This is a genomic window from Faecalimicrobium dakarense (assembly GCF_000499525.1).
Classification (GTDB): domain Bacteria; phylum Bacillota; class Clostridia; order Peptostreptococcales; family Peptostreptococcaceae; genus Faecalimicrobium; species Faecalimicrobium dakarense.
Genome location: NZ_HG529429.1, coordinates 21,480 through 42,523, shown reverse-complemented (window position 1 = coordinate 42,523; position 21,044 = coordinate 21,480). Strand labels below are relative to the sequence as shown.

Genomic DNA, 21,044 nt, shown 5'->3' with positions numbered 1-21,044 from the left:
AGGAGACAGTATTATGCAAAAGACTATTTATTTTAATGGTAAAGTTGTTACGGTAGATAATAACAACACAATAGCAGAAGCGGTTTTAGTTGAAAATGGAAAAATATCTAAAGTTGGAAACAATGAAGAAATTCTATCCTTAAAAGATGAAAACGTTAATTTAGTTGATCTTGAAGGAAAAACTATACTTCCTGGATTTATAGATCCTCATGGGCATATAGTAGCCACAGCTCAAACTTTAATGATAGTCACTTTAGGAGATGTTACTTCAAGAGAAGAATTATTAGATAAATTAAAGAAAGAATTAGAGGAAAATCCTCCACAAGGAGATAAATGGTTAATAGGATTCGGATACGACAATACGAAATTTGAAGACGGTCAACATCCTACAAAATTTGATTTAGATTCAGTAAGCAAAGATATACCTATAACTGTATCTCATGCATCTGGACATTTAGCATCTGTTAACTCAAAGGCTTTAGAGTTATATGGATATGTAGGAGATGATTATATAGTACCAGAAGGTGGAGTTGTAAGAACTGTATCTCCAGATTCTAAAGAACCAAATGGAGTTTTAGAAGAAAATGCTATACTTGATAGTGAAAAGAAAAAAGTAGTAATATCACCAGGATTTGAAGATGTTTTAAGAGCTGTTGAAAGAGTTCAAAAAGTATATGCATCTTTAGGTGTAACAACTACTCAAGATGCTTCTGTTGAAATAGCTAATGGATATACTCATATACTAGATACGTGTGCTAATACAGGTAAATTAATTATAGATATAGTTGGGTTAGCAACTCAACCAGTAACAACTAAACTTATGACAGATGAATGTACTCCAAAGAGAGAGTACAAAAATCATTATAAGTTAGCTGGAGGTAAGACTTGGCTAGATGGTTCACCTCAAGGATTTACAGCTTGGTTAAGTGAACCTTATCATGTTGTACCTGAAGGACAACCTGCTGATTATTGCGGATACGGAACTCAAACTGACGAAGTTGTAACTCAATACTTTGTTGATTGTATAAACTTAAATATACAAGTTCATGTTCACGTAAATGGAGATGAGGCATGTGCTCAATTCTTAAGATGCTATAAAAAGGCTATGGAAATAACAGGACATGGTGCTGAATTAAGACCGGTTATGGTTCATTGCCAAGCTTTAAGAAAAGATCAATTAGATGATGTTATAGCTGTTGGAGCTGTACCTACTTTCTTTAATGACCACGTAGCATTCTGGGGAGACTTACATCATGACCAAGTATTTGGACCAGAAAGATCTCAAAATATATCTCCAATAGGTTGGGCATTAGAAAAAGGTATAAAGTTTACTCTACACCAAGACCCACCAGTTAAGATGCCTAATCAATTAGTTGCTATACATACTGCAGTAACTAGAATGACAGAAAGTGGAAGAGTATTAGGAAAACATCAAAGAATACCTGTTATAGAAGCTATAAAAGCTGTAACTATAAACGGAGCTTACCAATACTTCGAAGAAGATATAAAAGGAAGTATAGAGCCTGGTAAATTAGCAGACTTAGTTATACTTGATAAAAACCCATTAGAAGTTGAAGTATCAGAAATAAAAAATATAAATGTTTTAGAAACCATAAAAGAAGGAAATACAGTTTTTAAAAAATAGTTTTTAATTGTTTATTATAACTTAAGAAGAGTATAGGCTAAGTCTATACTCTTTTTTGTTAAAAATAAAGCTAGAATATATCTAAATAATAATCAAATAAATCTCTAAAAAATAGGTTAAATAATAAAATATAATTTGTTTTAAAAAATCGTATTTTAGGGATGAAAGATAGTATTTAACGTGATATAATACTCTATGGATTAGCTAAAAATAGGTTAAATACAAACAATGTTTGAATTTGAACTAAAAAAGATCGTATATATTAAAAATTAAATATAGAGTAGTATTTATTTAAAATAATTTAATAAAGGGGGGCGCACTTTGGAAAATATACTATCATATTTAGAGCGATTTACAACAATAGTATCTAATGTAGTTTGGCCTATATTTATTCCATTTCTATTATTAGTTGGAATTTATATTTGTGCTCAAGTAATATTTAATATAAGATCTCTTACAACTAAAAAAAGTAATCTAAACTTAAAGTATATAATTCCTCAAGCATCTGTAGCATTGGGAGCTATGATGGGAACTGGAACAATAATAGGCTTTATAGGTGCTTTAAGTAATTTAGCAATAAGTGGTCAAATATATGTAGAAGCGGTTGCTATTTGGGCATTATTAGGATCATTTGTATTAATACCAATATCATACTGTGAGACCTTAATAGCAAAAGTTGTAGGAATGGAGCCAAAAGAATATATTAAAGCATTTGTATGTAAAGGTGCAGCAAAGGTTTATATGGTAGCACTAATATTACTATATGTATTTGCAATAGGTGGAATCCAATTTAGTGGAATTGAGGCTATTATGATAACAACATTAGATAAAGTATTTAGTATTGAACTTAGTGAATTACAAAGATATTTATACATAGTTATACCATTAATAGGAATTATTACGATTATAGTACTAAAAAATAGACAAGATGTATTCATAAAATGTATGATAGGCATGATATTAGCAGCAATTACTATATACTTTATATTCTTTGGATTATTTGCAGCAAAGACATCAAGCTATATTCCAGTATTTATAGAAAGGGTTATTATAGGATTTAAAAATCCTGTTTCTATGATATTAGGAATTCCTCTAGGATTGATATTTGGAATGCAAAGAGTTATACAAATTGCTGAACCAGGTTTAGGTACTTTAGCTTTAGCTTCAATGAAATCAGATTCAAACCCTAGAGTGGCTGGAACAATCTCGTTAATTTTAACTACTACACTAGTAGTTGTCTCTATAGTAGTTACATCTTATATAGCATCTTATGGACTTGATAAAGGTATAATAACTTTTTCTGAAGTAGGGGTGTATAGATTAGTTTCGTATTTTGAAACTGTTATTAGCGTGACAGGAAGTTTTGGATTTGCAATATTATTTATATTTATAATATTATCAGGAATGACTACATTATTAGGAGCTTATATTCTTTTAAATAATTTAATAGAAAAAGAAAATATAAAGAAAAACACTTTATATATAGCACTTTTAGTAGTAGCAGGAGCTTTATCAGTATTTAAATTTGATATATTGTTTAACTTATTAAATATATTATTATTTATAGCAACTTCAATAAATATAACTGCTTTAGCAATGTTTACTGAGTTTGAATGGAGTAAATATAAAATAAAAAACTATATATATAATGAAAGAGTATCTTAAATAATAAAAAAGCATGAATTTTATCCATGCTTTTTTATTATTTTATTCCTTAAAATACTATTTAAATAAATTATAGAATATGACGAATTAAATCATATTTTGTGGTATAATTACAATTTAGAGGCTTAAAATAGAGACTATAGTTTCGTTTGGATTTAATTAGGATATAATAAATTTAATGATATAAAAAGCAGGTGATAAAATGGAAAATAAATTTTTACCGATATGCAAGCAAGATATGATAGATAGAGGATGGGACGAGCTAGATTTTATAATAGTTACGGGAGATGCTTATGTTGACCATCATAGTTTTGGAACAGCTATAATATCAAGAGTATTAGAAAATGCAGGATATAAAGTAGGTATAATAGCACAACCTAACTGGAAAACTACAGATGATTTTATGAAGTTAGGAAGACCAAGATTAGGATTTTTAGTAAACGGTGGAAATATGGACTCTATGGTTAATCACTATTCAGTTAGTAAAAAGCATAGAGACAAAGACATGTATTCTCCAGGAGCTAAAATGGGTCTTAGACCAGATAGAGCTACAATAGTATATTGTAATAAAATAAGAGAAGCATATAAAAATATCTCTATAGTAATTGGTGGTTTAGAAGCTAGTTTAAGAAGATTTGCTCACTATGACTATTGGAGTGATAAAGTAAGAAAGTCGATGCTTATAGATAGTGGAGCGGATTTATTAGTTTACGGTATGAGTGAAAAGCAAATCGTAGAAGTGGCAGATGCGCTTAACGATGGATTTGATCCTAAATATATAAGACATATAAATGGAACATGTTATATAGCAGATACTTTAGACGAAATATATGATGACTACACATTAATACCATCATATAAAGATGTATGTGATGATAAAATAAAGTATGTAGAAGCATTTAAGGTTCAATATGATGAACAAGACCCATACAGAGGTAAAGCTATAGTACAAAAACATGGAGACAAATATGTTGTACAAAATAAACCAGAAAGACCTTTAAATAGAGAAGAATTAGATGCGGTATATGCACTTCCTTATCAAAAGACATATCATCCTATATACAAAAAGGATGGAGGAATACCAGCTATTGAAGAAGTTAAATTTGGTATAGTAAGTTCTAGAGGATGCTTTGGAAGTTGTGCTTTCTGCGCTATAACTTTCCATCAAGGTAGAGCGGTGCAAAGTAGAAGTCAAGAATCTATAGTAGATGAAGCAAAATGGATAACTACACTTCCTGACTTTAAAGGATATATACATGACGTAGGTGGTCCTACTGCAAACTTTAGAAAAGAAGCGTGTAAAAAACAAATTACAAAGGGAGCTTGTAAGCATAAACAATGTTTACACCCAGAACCTTGTAAAAATTTAACTGTAGATCATAGTGAGTACTTACAGTTATTAAGAAGATTAAGAAAGCTTCCTAATATAAAGAAAGTATTTGTTCGTTCAGGAATAAGATACGATTATGTTATGGCAGATAAAGATAATAAATTCCTTAGAGAATTAATAGAACATCACGTTAGTGGACAACTTAAAGTTGCACCAGAACACGTTGCAGAAGAAGTCCTACATCATATGCAAAAGCCAGCAGGTAACACTTATGATAAGTTTAGACAAAAGTTCTTCGCTATAAATGAACAGTTAGGTAAGAAACAATACTTAATACCATACTTAATGTCAAGTCATCCTGGTTCGACATTAAATAGTGCAATTGAATTAGCGGAATATTTAAGAGATACTCAGTATCAACCAGAACAAGTACAGGACTTCTATCCAACGCCAGGAACATTATCTACTACAATGTTCTATACAGGAATAGATCCACTTACAATGAAGCCAGTATATGTTCCAAAATCAAAACAAGAAAAAGCAATGCAAAGAGCATTACTTCAATATAGAGCTCCAAGAAACTATGATTTAGTTCATCAAGCTTTAGTAGAAGCTGGAAGAGAAGATTTAATAGGTCTTGGACATAGATGTTTAATAAAACCTAGAGGAGAAAGAGGATATAGTAATAGAAGCTCAAACTCTAATAGTAGAAATAATAACTCAAAAAAATCAAATAACAAAATCTCAAAAGGAAAGAATAATCCTAAAGATAATGAATCAAGAGATAGAAGAGGAAACGATAGAAATAGCCAAGCAGGCAAAAAGTTTTCTAAAAATGCTAAGCCTATAAAAAAGAAAAAAGATAATCATAAAAGGGATATGAGGTAAACTCATATCCTTTATGTATGTGTATGGTATTTAATACAGAATGTCGGAAAAAGTAAAAAAAAGTCGTTTTTAGTGTAACCAAGTTTTATATAAATCATATTATATATTAAGGGCAAAAAAATTGTCCTATATTAAAAGGAGATGTATATAATATGTATGATATGTATAAAAGTAGTAACTGTGGATGTTCACAAAGACCAGAACATGATCATAAACATGATGATAAAAAGGAAGACATTTGTGATATTGAAAGTAAATGCTGCAATGGATTTGTTAAGGAACAATTTACTATAAGATCAACTGCTACAAGTACTCCATTAGTTGTTTACGACTCAACTGTTCCGACTGCTACACGTGCTACAGTGAAAATTAGAAATTTATCATCAATGGTAAGTATTAGGGTTCAATCAAATGGTATTGACCTTATAGTAGCACCAAATCAAGAAGCTGCATTTACAGCAGCGCAATTAGATACCGTAGTAATTACAACTGCACCAGGATCACCATTAGCAGCAACAGCAAGAGTATTACTTTGCTTTGACTTACAAGTTGCTTCACTTGGACCTGCATGCTGTCCAGCTGGTACAACACTTTCATGTTGCCCAGAATCTGATTAATAGTAAGCACTAATGTAAATCAAAATTATAAAGAGAACTATATCTAATATATACTAGGCAGAGATTTTTCTCTGCCTTTTTATTTAGCTAAAAAGTTAAGGATACATAAAAGAATATCGCAAATAATAAAGGTAGAAGAATGGCTAAATAATCGACTCATATTGACATTTTTTTTAGTAAAGTTTATACTAAAATTTGTGTTTAATTTAAATAAATATAAATGTATACATCTAAAATAGAGAGGTATAAGTATGAATAAAAGTAAATTTTCAATAAAAACTATAGTTGCTATAGGAATTGGAGCTGCAGTATTTATGATATTAGGTAGATTTGGGTCTATACCAACTGGTATACCAAATACTAATATAGAAACTGCATATGCATATCTTGCATTAATGGCAATATTATATGGACCAGTAGCAGGATTTTTAATTGGACTTATAGGGCATGGATTAAAGGATTTAGTATTTTATGGAATGCCATGGTTTAGCTGGGTTATATCATCAGCAATAGTTGGTTTGATAATAGGATTAGTATGGAAGAGATTAAAGATTAATGATGGAATTTTTGGTACTAAACAAATAATACTATTTAATATAACGCAAGTTATAGCAAACGTAATTGCATGGTTTTTAGTGGCACCTACATTAGATATAGTTATATATGTAGAACCAGCTGATAAAGTTTATATTCAAGGTATGATAGGTGGTATATCTAATATGTTAACTATAGGTATACTAGGTACTTTAATATTATTAACTTATTCTAAGACGAAAATAAAGAGTGGAAGTTTAAGAGTAGAAGATTAAAATTTAATAAGGAGACCTTAGATGAAAAGAAAGATAATAGAGTTTAAAGATTTTAACTTTCAATATAGAGTGCAAGCAGAGCCGACTCTTAAAAATATAAATCTAACTATATATGAAGGTGAAAAAGTTCTTATAGTGGGTCCATCAGGATCTGGAAAAAGTACATTAGCTCATTGTCTTAACGGATTAGTTCCATTTTATTATGATGGAAAAATGACAGGACAATTAAAAATAAATAATGAAGATATAGAAACTAAAAATATATTTGAACTATCTAAAATTGTAGGAACGGTACTACAGGATCCAGATAGTCAATTTATAGGTCTTACAGTAGGAGAAGATATAGCTTTTAAGTTAGAAAATTACTGTGTAGATCAAGATGAAATGATAGAAAAAGTAGAGAAATCAGCAAAGTTAGTTGATATAGATAAAGAGATAAATGAATCTCCATATAAATTGTCAGGTGGGCAAAAGCAAAGAGTTACTTTAGCTGGAGTAACAGTAGATGAAGTTAAAGTATTATTATTTGACGAACCACTAGCAAGTTTAGATCCAGCAACAGGTAAAAGTGCTATAGAATTAATAGATAGCATTCAAAAAAAATGGAGAAAAGACAATTGTTATAATAGAGCATAGATTAGAAGATGTTCTACATTGTGATGTAGATAGAATTGTAGTAATGGATAAAGGTGAAATCATAGCAGATACTACTCCTAATGAACTTCTTTCAAGTAATATATTATCAGAAGTTGGAGTAAGGGAACCATTATACATAACAGCATTAAAATATGCAAATTGTAATATAAATCCAAAACTAAAGCCTTCTAGTATAAAGACTTTGGATTTTAATGCTTGTAAGGATAAGATTAATACTTGGTATGAAAGTGCTCAAAGACCTATACAAAAGCCTAAAACTAATACTATTTTAGAATTTGACAAGGTAAGTTTTTCATATGGAAATGAAAAGCAAGTTTTAAAAAATCTTTCTTTTAAAGTAGATAAAGGAGATATGGTAAGTATAGTTGGAAGAAATGGTGCGGGAAAATCAACTATATCAAAATTAATATGTGGTTTTTATAAGCCTGTATCAGGGAGAATTCTATTTGATACTAAAGATATAATAGATGAATCTATAAAAAAACGTTCAGAAAAGATAGGATTTGTAATGCAAAATCCAAATCAAATGATATCTAAGACAATGGTATTTGATGAAGTTGCTTTTGGACTAAAAATAAAAGGTATTAAAGAAGATAAAATTAAAGAAAAAGTATATAAAACACTTAAAACATGTGGATTATATGGATATAGAAATTGGCCAATTTCAGCACTTAGCTACGGTCAAAAGAAAAGAGTAACAATAGCATCAATACTTGTATTAAATCCAGAAGTGATAATTTTAGATGAACCTACATCTGGTCAAGATTTTAAACATTATACAGAAATAATGGAATTTCTAGTTGAATTAAATAAAAAAGGAGTTACAGTTATAATGGTAACTCATGATATGCATCTTATGTTAGAGTATACTAACAATGTAATTGTATTATCAGAAGGTGAAAAATTAGCCGATGATAATGCTACTAATATATTAACTAATGAAGATATAATAAAAAAAGCAAACTTAAAAGAAACATCACTACATGAGCTTGCTATAAAATGTGGTATAGAAGATTCGGTTGAATTTGTAAATAGATTTATAGAATATGATAGGAGGGTTAGAAACATATGAATACAGAAATGTTGTCATATATAAAGAAAGACTCACCTATTCATAAGTTAACAGGGGCTACTAAATTAATATGTTTTTTAATTTGGACAATTGCTGCTATGATAACATATGATACAAGAGTTTTATTAGGATTTTTTATAATAGGATTAATTACATTTAAGGTATCTAAGATAGAATTTAAAGAGGTATCTTTTGTACTTTACTTCATACTATTTTTCTTAGTTTTAAATGCAATTATGATATTTATATTTGCTCCATATCAAGGAGTAGATATATATGGTACTAGACATGATATATTTAATATACTAGGTCCATATACATTAACAAAAGAGCAATTATTTTATGAACTAAATGTAGTACTTAAGTATTTTTCTACAATTCCAATGGCTCTTTTATTTATACTTACTACAGAACCTAGTGAGTTTGCAGCATCTTTAAATAAAATAGGAATAAATTATAAAGCAGCATATACTGTATCAATTGCTTTAAGATATATACCAGATGTTCAAAGAGATTATAAGGATATATCATTTGCTCAGCAGGCAAGAGGAATAGACTTATCTAGAAATGAAAAGTTAATAAAAAGAATAAAAAATTCATCGGCTATATTAATTCCTTTAATATTTTCAAGTTTAGAGAGAATAGATAAAATAAGTTTAGCTATGGAATTAAGAGCATTTGGAAATGGCAAAAAGCGTACATGGTATAGTATGAGAAAATTTGAAAAACAAGACTATATTGCAATAATATTTTTAATGATTATATTAATTATATCTATATATATGGTAAAAATAAATGGGTCAAGATTTTATAATCCGTTTATATAAAATAATAGAAAGAACTTATATGTAATTTGCATATAAGTTCTTTTTTAATATAAGGAAATTATATTTTATCTGGTTTGTAGGTCGTTGGCGATATTAGCTAAGCAAGATTTTTATTATTTATATAAAGAAGGAATATTTATAGAAATAGAAGAAATTATTAGTTTAGTATAATTTTTAGGGGGTAAGCGAAAATGAAAAGAAGAATAAGTATTTTACTGTCAGTAGTGATGAGTTCTATATTGCTAATGGGATGTAGTCAAACATCTAAAGATATGACTAACTCAGAGGGTAAATTAGATAATAAGGAAATAAAAATATCTGCCCCTGATGGATTACCGTCAATAGCACTAGCTAAATTAATAAATGAAGATATAAAAATAAAAGAAGGATATGATACTAAATATACAATAGAAAAAACTCCAGAATCATTATCAACATCAGTTATGAAAGAAGATGTTGATATAGCCATAGTACCATCAAACATGGCAGCTATAGCTTATAATAAAACATCTAACTATCAAATAGCCGGAACTGTGGGTATGGGTTCATTTTATTTAGTATCTATAGAAGATATTAAGGAGCTAAAAGATTTAGAAGAATGTGAAGTTGGAAATACAGGCAAAGGCCTAACGCCAGATATAACTGCTCAGGCTATTTTAAAAGATAGAGGTGTAGATTTAGAAAAAATAAATTTTAGTTATGTTAATTCAGTAAATGAATTAGTTCCAATTTTAGCAACGAATAAACTTAGTACAGCATTCATTCCAGAACCAGCATTAACAGGATTACTAAACACAAATAAAAAAATAAAAATAATAAAAAGTTTAAATGATGAATGGAAAGAAATTAATAACTCTAAGGAAGGATATCCGCAGTCTACAATAATAGTAAAAACTGATTTTGCTAAAGAAAATAAAGAGTTTGTAGATTCATTTATAAATCAAATATCAGATAGTGTAAAATGGGCTAATACAAATTCAGATAAAGTAGGGGAATATGCTAAGGAAATAGGAATTTCCATTGAATCAACTATTATAGGAAAAGCTATGGAAAGAGCTAATTTGAAATTTGTTCCTATTAAAGATATGACTGACGACTATAATGATTATTATAAAAAGCTGTTTGATTTTGATTCTAAATCTGTGGGAGGGAAGTTACCAGATGAAGGTATATACTTCATTTCTAAATAATTCTAAAAATAAAGACAAAGTGGAGATAGCACTTTCATGTATTCTCCTATTATTTTTATGGCAAATTATATCTAAATTAATAAACAATGAAATATATCTACCTACTATAAATCAAACATTAAATAGCATGAAAGAAATAATTTTATCTCAAAGATTTTACTTAGATATGGCTTATTCCATAGGAAGAAGTTTGTGTAGCTTTTTGCTTGCATTAGTTTTAGCGATTACTATAGGAATATTATCATATAGTAATAAATTTATTAGAAATTTTTTATACCAATAAGTAAAATTCTAGAATCTATACCTACTATGATACTGGTTTTACTTGTGTTGATTTGGTTTAACAAAGATAAAGCGCCATTTATAGTTGGATTTTCAATAGTGGTACCAATACTATATGATGCTGTATTAGGAGCAATGTTAAATATAGATAAAAAGTTACTTGAAATGAGTGAAGTATATAAAATAAAAATGAATGATAAAATATTAAAATTATATTTGCCATCTATAAAATATAGTTTAATGCCAATTTTAATATCAACATTTTCATTAGCTTTAAAAGTAGTTATAGCAGGAGAAGTATATGGCCAACCAACATATGGAATTGGAACTATGATACAAGTCGAAAAAATTAATTTTAATACATCAGGGATATTTGCATGGATTGTAATAATACTATTAATCTCTATAATTTTAGATATATTTCAAAAAGTATTATTAAGGAGAACTTTTATATGGAAGAGATGATACTTGAAATTAATAATATAAATAAAAGTTATAATGAAAATGTAATATTTAAAGATTTTAATATGAAATTTTATAAAAACAAAGTAAATTGTATTCTTGGAAAATCAGGATGTGGAAAAAGTACACTTTTAAATATTATAAGTGGAATTATTAAAAATGATAGTAGTAAGTTTGAAACATTAGAAAAGTTTGGGATAAGCTATATATTTCAAGATGATAGATTAATTGATTGGTTAACAGTTGAAGAAAATATTAGATTAATAGCTAAAAGCTATTATAAAAAACATGAATTAGATAAAGAGATACATAAATACTTAAGTTTAGTAGGAATTTATGATTATAAAAATTACTATCCTCAAATGCTTAGCGGAGGAATAAGACAGAGAGTAAATATTGCAAGGGGATTAATTTGTCCTTCTAATATTATTATAATGGATGAGCCATTTAAGTCTATTGATATATCAAATAAGAAAATTATAATAGATAATTTTAATGATATACTAAAAATAGAAAAGAGAACAGTAATACTTGTAACTCATGACATTGATGAAGCATTATATTTAGGAGATAAAATATTCATATTAGGAAATAGGCCTATTGAAATAAAGGCTACATTGGATAATTCCAGTAGCATTAATAAAGAAGATATATGTAGATATATAAATTAAAGGTTTAAGACTATGTATTGTTTAGGTTATAATATACAATAATTATTGTAGGGTAAGATTTTTATTATAAGGAGGCAGTAATTATGATAAAAGAAAGAATTAATAAATTAAGAAATATAATGAAAGAAAAAAACATTTTTGCTTACATAATACCATCTTCAGATTATCATCAAAGTGAATATGTAGGCGATTATTTTAAAAGTAGAGAATTTATATCAGGATTTACAGGGTCTGCTGGAACTGTTGTAGTGACTCAAGAAGAAGCAGGTTTATGGACAGATGGAAGATATTTTATACAAGCTGAAAACCAATTAAAAAATAGTGATATAAAATTATTTAAAATGGGAGAAGAAGATGTACCAACAGTAGAAGAGTACTTAGTAGATAAAATGCCAAATGATTCTAAATTAGGATTTGATGGTAAAGTAATATGTACTAAAGAAGGGGAAAAATTAGCTAAGAAGCTAGAATTTAAAAATGTATCAATAGAGTACTCTTATGATTTAATAGATAGTATATGGGAAGATAGATATGCTTTACCTAGTAAACCAGCATTTTTATTAGGAACAGAATATAGCGGTGCAAGCTTTAGTGAAAAATTATCTAGAGTAAGAGAAGTTATGAAAGAAAAGAATGCAACAACTCATATAATCACTACATTAGATGATATAGCTTGGTTATTTAATATAAGAGGAGGAGATGTAAAATCAAATCCTGTTGTACTTTCATATGCAGTTATAGGTTTGAATAATGTTTACTTATTTGTTGATGATAGTAAACTTAATAATGAGATAAAAGAAGAATTAAGTAAAGAAAATGTAGTTATAAAGCCTTATGATTCAATTTATGAATTTGTAAAAGAATTAAATGAAAATGAGGTTGTTTTACTTGATCCAAATAAGGTAAACTATGCAATATATAATAATATTTCTAGTAATATTCAAAAAATAGAAGGTACTAATCCTACTATAATGTTTAAGGCTATAAAAAATGAAATAGAATTAGAAAACATTAGGAATAGCCATATAAAAGATGGTGTAGCATTTACTAAATTTATGTATTGGTTAAAAAATAATGTAGGAAAAATAGAAATAAGTGAAATAAGTGCTACTAAGAAATTAGAAGATTTTAGAAGACAACAAGATAAATTTATAGAGCCAAGTTTTGACACTATTGCAGCATATAAAGAACATGCAGCGATGATGCATTATAGCGCAAATGAAGAAAGTAACTACAAATTAGAGCCAAAAGATTTATTCTTAGTAGATTCTGGAGGACAATATTTTGATGGAACTACAGATATAACAAGAACTATAGAACTAGGAGAAATATCAAAAGAAGTAAAAACTCATTTTACAAGTGTAGCTAGAGGTATGATAAGATTATCAAAAGCTAAGTTTTTATATGGATGTAGAGGATATAATTTAGATATGCTTGCAAGAGGGCCACTTTGGGATTTGGGTATAGATTATAAATGTGGAACAGGTCATGGTATAGGATTTGTTTTAAATGTACATGAAGCACCTAATGGATTTAGATGGAGAGTAGTTGCAGATAGAGATGATAGCTGTATACTTGAAGAAGGTATGGTTACTACAAATGAACCTGGAGTTTATATAGAAGGTTCTCATGGTATAAGAATAGAGAATGAAATAGTAGTAAGAAAAGCTGAGAAAAATGAATATGGTCAATTTATGGATTTTGAAGTAGTTACATTTGCACCTATAGATTTAGATGCTATAGATAAAGATATTATGCTAAAAGATGAAATAGATTACTTAAATTCTTACCATAAGAACGTTTATGATAAGATAAGTCCATATCTAAATGAAGAAGAAAAAATTTGGTTAAAAGAATATACTAGAGAAATATAAATCAAAAGATATTGATATTTAATCAATATCTTTTTGATTTATAAACAAATTTAAAAACTATCATAATGAAAATAATATAAAAAGAATAATTTAAAAATTTGATATAATAAATAAAGGGATTTAAAAATTTAAAATTAAAGTTATACACTAGGAGGAGTTATGTCTAAAGTAAAAACTAATGCTATGAGAATATTAGACTCTAGTAAAATAAGCTATAACATGTTTTCTTATGATGTAAAAAAAGGAGAACATGTAGATGGAGTTGAAGTAGCTAAACAAATAGGAAAAGATGAAAAAGAAGTTTACAAAACATTAGTAGCACAAGGTAATAGCAAGGAGATATATGTATACGTAATACCAGTAAACGAAAGTTTAGACCTTAAAAAAGCCGCAAATGTAGCTAAAGAAAAAAAGGTGGAAATGATACATGTAGCTGATATAAATAAGTTTACAGGGTATATAAGAGGAGGATGTTCTCCTGTAGGAATGAAAAAGAAATATAAAACTTTTGTAAATGATACTGCATCTGATTTAGAGCAAATTATAGTAAGTGCTGGTAAAATAGGATATCAAGTGCAATTAAATCCTATTGACTTACAAAAAATAACTGATTGTGAATTTATAGATATAATTAAATAAAAAAAGAGTTAGTAATAAGCTAACTCTTTTTTATTTGATTTTTATAACTTGTAGTAAAAAACAAAAAATGGTAAAGTATAAATAGACGAATATTAAAATTAAATGCATGGGGGGATGTTCGAGTGAGAGTGATAGAATCTCATGAAATTACGGAAAAAGTAAAAGAAATCTGTATAGAAGCAAATATTCATCTAGGAAATGATGTAGTAAATTCATTAAAGTCAAACCTAGAAAAAGAGGAAAGTCAATTAGGAAAAAACATATTAAATATAATAATAGATAATTCAAATATTGCAAAAGAAAAGAAAACTCCTATATGCCAAGATACTGGAATGGCTGTATTTTTCGTAAAACTAGGAAGTGATGTAATTATCGAAGGAGATACAATAACAGATGCAATAAATGAGGGAGTTAGACAAGGATATAAAGACGGATATTTAAGAAAGTCTGTTGTGGACCCACTAAGTAGAATAAATACTAAAGATAATACTCCTGCAATAATACACTATGAAATTATTAAGGGAGATAAAATAATAATAGATTTTGCACCAAAGGGATTTGGTAGTGAAAATATGAGTAAATTAAAAATGCTAAAACCATCAGATGGGATAGAAGGAATAAAAGAATTTGTAATAGATACAGTTTCAGAAGCTGGCCCAAATCCATGTCCTCCAATAGTTGTAGGAGTTGGAATAGGTGGAACGGTAGAAAAATGCGCTCAAATAGCTAAAAAATCTTTACTTAGAGAAATAGGGATGCATAATGAAAATAAAGATATAGAAATATTAGAAAGAGAGTTATTAACTGAAATTAATAAATTAGGTATAGGACCACAAGGTGTAGGAGGAAATACTACTGCACTAGCTATTAATATAGAAACATATCCAACACATATAGCGGGTTTACCTGTTGTAGTTAATATAAATTGTCATGCTTCAAGACATAAAAAATAATTATATAGGAGAGTTAATATGATAAATTTAAGTATGCCTATAAAAGAAGATGAAATAAAAAAACTAAATTGTGGAGATATAATAAGCTTAAGTGGAACTATATACACTGCTAGAGATGCTGCTCATAAAAGACTAATAGATTGTATAAATAAAGATAAAGAATTACCATTTAATATTAAAGACCAAGGAATATATTATGTTGGGCCAACACCAAGTAAACCAGGAGAAGTAATAGGATCTGCAGGGCCAACAACATCTTATAGAATGGATGACTTAACAATTCCTCTTTTAGAAAGAGGGTTAAAGGTAATGATAGGCAAGGGAAAAAGAAGTAATGAAGTTATAGAAGGTATAAAAAAATATAATGCCATCTACCTTATAGCTATCGGTGGAGCTGGTGCATATATATCAAATTCTATAAAATCTTGCGAAGTAATAGCCTATGATGATTTAGACGCAGAAGCTATAAGAAAATTAGAAGTTGAAAATCTTCAATTAATTGTAGCTATAGATACTAAAGGTAATAATATATATGAAAAAGGGAGAAAGATGTATGAAAAACAATAAGGATTATTCTCAATTAGCACTTAAGATGCATGAAGAAAATAAAGGTAAAATTAGTGTAGAAAGTAAAGTTAAAATAGAAACTAGAGATGATTTATCTACAGCATACACTCCAGGTGTAGCTGAGCCTTGTAGAGAAATACATAAAGATATAGATAATACATATAAATATACATCAAAAGGAAATACTGTTGCAGTAGTAAGTGATGGAAGTGCAGTTCTTGGACTTGGAGATATAGGAGCACATGCATCTATCCCAGTTATGGAGGGAAAGGCAATATTATTTAAGCAGTTTGCAGATGTTGATGCATTTCCAATATGCTTAAAAACTAATGATGTAGAGGAAATAGTAAAGACTGTAAAATTATTAGAACCTGTATTTGGAGGAATAAACCTAGAAGATATAAGTTCTCCAAGATGTTTTGAGATAGAAAATAGATTAAAGAAAGAATTAGATATACCAGTATTTCATGATGATCAACATGGTACAGCAATAGTTGTAGCAGCTGCTGTAATTAACTATGTTAAATTATCATCTAAAAAAATTGAAGATTTAGAAATAGTAATAAATGGTCCAGGTGCTGCAGGTATTGCAATAGGAAAGATATTATTAAGTATGAATGTAAAAAATGTAATATTCTGTAACAAGCAAGGCGCACTTGAAGAAAACATGAATGACTTAAATTGGGCACAAAGAGAAATGCTAGATAAAACTAATATAAATAATGAAAAAGGATGCCTAAAAGAAGTAATAAAAGGAAAAGATATTTTTATTGGAGTTTCAGGACCAAATATGTTAAATAAAGAAATGGTAGAAACTATGAATGATAAATCAATGGTATTAGCTATGGCAAACCCAACTCCTGAGATAATGCCAGATGAAGCTAAATTAGGTGGAGCATTAGTAGTTGGAACAGGACGTTCAGATTTTCCAAACCAAGTTAATAATGTATTAGCATTCCCTGGAATATTTAGAGGGGCATTAGATGTTAGAGCTAAAGAAATAAATGAAGAAATGAAAATAGCAGCAGCTTATGCTATTGCAAATACTATAAGTGAAGAAGAAATATCAGTAGATTATATTTTACCAGATGCATTTAACAAAATGTAGTTGAAAATGTTTCAAATGCAGTTAAAAGAGCGGCTATTGACACTAAAGTTAATAAAATATAATTAAAAATAAGGCTAGTAAAGTTACTATAATTTTGCTAGCCTTTAAATTTATATAAAATTATAATATACTTTTATTATTAGAATTTTATGCATTAAAGGACGATTGCTTATATTTGATATAAATGTCGAAAATAGTGATATGAATTTTTATAGAGATAAAATATAGAAAATAAAAACGAGAGAGGAAAATATTGAAATGAAAGAACCTATTTATAAAAATATTGAAAATTACGTAATGAACCTAATAGAAAGTGGACAATTACAAGAAGGTGACTTGATACCATCTGAGAAACAATTAACAGAAAAATTTAATGTAACTAGAATGACTGTAAGATCAGCTCTTAATAACTTAGTTAACGGAGGATACATAGCAAGAAGAAGAGGAATAGGTAGCATAGTACTAGGAAATAATATATATGACAATATATCTACAATAAGTGGATTTACAAGAGAGATGGAGAGTAAAGGATATAAAGTTTCTAATATAGTACTTGATCTTAATATTGTCCAAGCTGATGAAACACTTAAAGAAAAGTTAAACCTAGAAGAAAATGATAATGTATGGGAAATCAAAAGAGTAAGAATTGCTGACGATGAAAGAGTTTCATACATGGTAACATATATGCCTGTAAAATTATTTCCTAATTTAAGCAAAGAACGTTGTAATGGATCTTTATATAAATATGTAGAGGAAGATTGTGGATATAAAATAGCTATGTCTGAAAGAGAAGTAACAGCGATTATGTCTGATTCAGAAACAGAAGAAGCTTTAGAATTAGATGGTCCTCAAGCTTTATTATATATAGCTCAGGTATGTAAATTACAAAATAGTGAAGCATTTGAATACTCTCATACATATCACTATGGATACACATTAACGTTAAATGCAGTGCCAAAATAAATAGAAACTATTGCTAACTTTACTCTGCCTTTCAAAAAAAATATTGAAATGTAAAAAAAACAGTTGAAATGTATATACATTTGAAATACAATTATATACAAAGGGGTAGGAAAATGTTATCCAAACCCTAAAACAAAAATAAGATGAGGGAAGGCAGGTATAGTAATGGAAAAACTAATGGCTTTTATGGAAAAATACTTAGTACCAGTAGCCGCAAAAATAGGATCACAAAGACATCTAGTAGCAGTAAGAGATGGATTCGTTGCGATGATACCTATAACAATGGCTGGTGCATTTGCAACGCTTATTAATAACTTACCAGTTCAAGCATACAAAAATATGATGGCTAGTATATTTGGTGAAGGATGGACTACACTAGGGGGAAATATATGGTGGGCATCAATTGCCACAATGGCTTTATTCTTAGCAGTTTCAGTAGCATATTTCTTAGCGAAATCATATAACGAAAATGAATTACAAGCAGGACTTATATCTTTAAGCTCATTCTTATTATTAGCTCCTCAAGTAGCTAAGGTAGTGGATGAAGCTGGAGCAGTTGTAGCTGAAGGATGGGGATTCATTCCGAAGGGATATATATCAACTGATGCATTATTTACAGCAATTATAGTAGCAATAATAGCAACTGAATTATACGTTAAATTATCAAAAGTATCATGGTTAACAATTAAGATGCCTGATAGTGTACCACCAGCAGTTTCAAGATCATTTGCAAAATTATTACCAGGAGTAATAACATTATTTATAATGGGTATTATAGGGATATTTATTAATAAATTCTCAGGTGGATTATACCTAAATGATTTATTATCAAAATATTTATCAATGCCATTAGTAGGAGTAGCTGATTCATTTATAGGAGCAATAGTAGTAGTATTATTTATTCATGTACTTTGGATATTTGGACTTCATGGTTCAAATATAGCTTTACCAGTTGTTGAGCCAATATTACTTCAATTAGGAGGACACAATGAAGCTTTAGCAGCAGCAGGAGCTACAGAAGGATACAATGTATTTGCAGGAGCATTCCTTGATGCATTCGTATACTTAGGTGGATCAGGTATGATACTTGGTCTTATAATAGCATTATTAATAGCAGGTAGAAGACGTAAAGAAATGATAGCTTTAGGTGGACCACCATCATTATTCAATATAAGTGAACCTATGATATTTGGTTTACCAATAGTATTAAATCCAATGTATGCAATACCATTTGTACTAGCGCCGATTATATGTGCAGCACTTTCGTATTTTGCAATATCATCAGGATTAGTTCATCCAGTAATAATGTCTAAAATACCATGGGTTACACCACCAATAATGGGAGGATTAATGGCTACAGGTCACTGGACAGGTGGAGCATTAGCAGCAGTAAACTTATTAATATCTATAGGTATTTACTTACCATTCGTTGCAGCTGATGAAAGAATGGCAAAGAAAAAATTAGATAAACAAAACGCAAATTAATAATCTATAGATAAGGTGGTAGACATTTATGAAAAAAGGACTGAAGATAGTAACTATAGGCGGTGGGTCTAGTTACACACCGGAACTTATAGAAGGTTTTATAAAAAGATGTGAAGAACTTCCTCTAAGCGAAATTTGGTTAGTGGATATAGAAGAAGGAAAAGAAAAACTTAATATAGTTGGAAATCTTGCAAAAAGAATGGTAAAAAAAGCAGGATTAGATATAGATGTACATTTAACATTAGATAGAAGAGAAGCTTTAAAAGATGCTGACTTTGTAACAACTCAATTAAGAGTTGGGTTATTAGATGCTAGAATAAAGGATGAAAGTATTCCTTTATCTCATGGGATAATAGGTCAAGAAACTAATGGTGCAGGAGGGCTTTTCAAAGCTTTAAGAACAGTTCCTGTAGTATTAGATATAGTTAAAGATATTCAAGAATTATGTCCAAATGCATGGCTTATAAACTTTACAAATCCAACAGGTATAATAACTGAAGCTGTATTTAGATACACTAATTTTAAAAACTATATAGGTTTATGTAATGTACCTATAGGTATGAGAAATGGTATAGCAAAGGAATTTGAAGTTGAACATGAAAGAATTCATATGGACTTTGCAGGGCTTAACCATATGGTTTATGGTCTAAATGTATCTTTAGATGGTATAGATGTGACAGAGGAAGCTATAGAGAAATTTACAAATTCAAAAATATCTATGCAAAATATTAAAGCTATAGATTTTAATCCTGAATTTGTTAAAGCTTTAGGAGTAATACCTTGTCCTTATCATAGATACTACTACAAATCTAAAGAGATGTTAGAAGAAGAACTTCATGAGTTCTCAAAAGGAAAAGCTAGAGGTCAAGTAGTTAAAGAATTAGAAGATCAACTATTTGAATTATATAAAGATGAAAATTTAGATGTAAAACCTCCTCAATTAGAAAAAAGAGGTGGGGCATACTATAGTGATGCAGCATGTAACTTAATAAGTTCTATATATAACGACAAGGGTGATATACAAGTAGTAAATACCTTAAATAATGGAGCTATAAGAGATTTTAAAGATGATCAAAGTGTAGAAGTAAGTAGTGTTATCACTAAAAATGGTCCAAAGCCTTTATCAATAGGTTACTTACCTGAAGCTGTTCATGGATTAGTTAGTGAGATAAAATCATTTGAATTATTAGCAGCAAAAGCTGCTGTATATGGAGATTATGATACAGCGCTTCTTGCACTTTCTATAAATCCATTAATACCATCTGATGATACTGCTAAGGTATTATTAGACGAAATGTTAGAAGCACATAAAGAATATTTACCACAGTTTAATAGATAAC

The 21,044-nt window shown here is 28.8% G+C and carries 19 protein-coding genes and 1 pseudogene; all 20 read left to right on the top strand.

Annotated features, from left to right (window positions below; translation table 11 throughout):
- The first annotated feature begins 13 nt into the window (after window positions 1-13).
- The gene (locus tag BN899_RS16795; RefSeq protein ID WP_042277863.1) at window positions 14-1,645 is read left to right on the top strand and encodes an amidohydrolase; all 1,632 of its coding nucleotides are present in this window, start codon (window positions 14-16) and stop codon (window positions 1,643-1,645) included.
- Window positions 1,646-1,966: 321 nt separating this feature from the next.
- Window positions 1,967-3,310 carry a hypothetical protein gene (locus tag BN899_RS16790; protein WP_042277860.1) on the top strand — a complete coding sequence of 448 codons (1,344 nt, stop codon included), beginning with the start codon at window positions 1,967-1,969 and terminating at the stop codon, window positions 3,308-3,310.
- A 202-nt stretch (window positions 3,311-3,512) separates the two neighbouring features.
- Window positions 3,513-5,528, top strand: coding sequence for a YgiQ family radical SAM protein (locus BN899_RS16785; protein ID WP_042277858.1), 2,016 nt, complete (start codon window positions 3,513-3,515; stop codon window positions 5,526-5,528).
- Between the two features lie 152 nt (window positions 5,529-5,680).
- Window positions 5,681-6,145 (top strand): S-Ena type endospore appendage, encoded by a 465-nt coding sequence (locus tag BN899_RS16780; protein ID WP_042277856.1) that lies wholly within the window; start codon window positions 5,681-5,683, stop codon window positions 6,143-6,145.
- Between the two features lie 251 nt (window positions 6,146-6,396).
- Window positions 6,397-6,954, top strand: a complete 558-nt coding sequence (locus tag BN899_RS16775) for an ECF-type riboflavin transporter substrate-binding protein (RefSeq protein ID WP_042277854.1) — start codon at window positions 6,397-6,399, stop codon at window positions 6,952-6,954.
- A 21-nt stretch (window positions 6,955-6,975) separates the two neighbouring features.
- Window positions 6,976-7,590 (top strand): ABC transporter ATP-binding protein, encoded by a 615-nt coding sequence (locus BN899_RS20685; RefSeq protein ID WP_330362592.1) that lies wholly within the window; start codon window positions 6,976-6,978, stop codon window positions 7,588-7,590.
- A 43-nt stretch (window positions 7,591-7,633) separates the two neighbouring features.
- Window positions 7,634-8,683: a DUF3744 domain-containing protein gene (locus BN899_RS20680; protein ID WP_330362591.1), complete on the top strand. Its 1,050-nt coding sequence runs from the start codon at window positions 7,634-7,636 to the stop codon at window positions 8,681-8,683.
- A complete protein-coding gene (locus tag BN899_RS16765; RefSeq protein ID WP_042277851.1) occupies window positions 8,680-9,510 on the top strand; it encodes an energy-coupling factor transporter transmembrane component T family protein in 831 nt (276 codons plus the stop codon). The genes BN899_RS20680 and BN899_RS16765 overlap by 4 nt, the downstream gene beginning before the upstream one ends.
- Before the next feature lie 191 nt (window positions 9,511-9,701).
- Complete coding sequence (locus BN899_RS16760; protein WP_042277849.1) at window positions 9,702-10,700, top strand: ABC transporter substrate-binding protein; 999 nt, start codon at window positions 9,702-9,704, stop codon at window positions 10,698-10,700.
- Entirely contained in the window at window positions 10,672-10,983 is a 312-nt protein-coding gene (locus tag BN899_RS19970) for a hypothetical protein (protein WP_242824221.1), read from the top strand. The genes BN899_RS16760 and BN899_RS19970 overlap by 29 nt, the downstream gene beginning before the upstream one ends.
- A 26-nt stretch (window positions 10,984-11,009) precedes the next feature.
- Entirely contained in the window at window positions 11,010-11,447 is a 438-nt protein-coding gene (locus tag BN899_RS19965; RefSeq protein WP_242824220.1) for an ABC transporter permease subunit, read from the top strand.
- Entirely contained in the window at window positions 11,435-12,115 is a 681-nt protein-coding gene (locus tag BN899_RS16750; protein WP_147568597.1) for an ABC transporter ATP-binding protein, read from the top strand. Before BN899_RS19965 ends, BN899_RS16750 begins: the two co-directional genes overlap by 13 nt.
- Window positions 12,116-12,195: 80 nt before the next feature.
- Window positions 12,196-13,989 (top strand): aminopeptidase P family protein, encoded by a 1,794-nt coding sequence (locus BN899_RS16745; protein WP_081712305.1) that lies wholly within the window; start codon window positions 12,196-12,198, stop codon window positions 13,987-13,989.
- Between the two features lie 159 nt (window positions 13,990-14,148).
- The gene (gene ybaK / locus BN899_RS16740; protein WP_042277845.1) at window positions 14,149-14,628 is read left to right on the top strand and encodes a Cys-tRNA(Pro) deacylase; all 480 of its coding nucleotides are present in this window, start codon (window positions 14,149-14,151) and stop codon (window positions 14,626-14,628) included.
- Between the two features lie 122 nt (window positions 14,629-14,750).
- A complete protein-coding gene (locus BN899_RS16735) occupies window positions 14,751-15,581 on the top strand; it encodes a fumarate hydratase (protein ID WP_042277843.1) in 831 nt (276 codons plus the stop codon).
- Window positions 15,582-15,599: 18 nt separating this feature from the next.
- Window positions 15,600-16,148: a Fe-S-containing hydro-lyase gene (locus tag BN899_RS16730; RefSeq protein ID WP_042277841.1), complete on the top strand. Its 549-nt coding sequence runs from the start codon at window positions 15,600-15,602 to the stop codon at window positions 16,146-16,148.
- Window positions 16,135-17,318, top strand: a pseudogene (locus tag BN899_RS16725) (NAD(P)-dependent malic enzyme). Before BN899_RS16730 ends, BN899_RS16725 begins: the two are co-directional and overlap by 14 nt.
- A gap of 196 nt (window positions 17,319-17,514) precedes the next feature.
- The gene (locus BN899_RS16720; protein ID WP_042277837.1) at window positions 17,515-18,219 is read left to right on the top strand and encodes a GntR family transcriptional regulator; all 705 of its coding nucleotides are present in this window, start codon (window positions 17,515-17,517) and stop codon (window positions 18,217-18,219) included.
- Window positions 18,220-18,384: 165 nt separating this feature from the next.
- Entirely contained in the window at window positions 18,385-19,704 is a 1,320-nt protein-coding gene (locus BN899_RS16715; protein WP_042277835.1) for a PTS sugar transporter subunit IIC, read from the top strand.
- A 28-nt stretch (window positions 19,705-19,732) separates the two neighbouring features.
- The gene (locus BN899_RS16710; protein WP_042277833.1) at window positions 19,733-21,043 is read left to right on the top strand and encodes a 6-phospho-beta-glucosidase; all 1,311 of its coding nucleotides are present in this window, start codon (window positions 19,733-19,735) and stop codon (window positions 21,041-21,043) included.
- Window position 21,044: the final 1 nt, after the last annotated feature.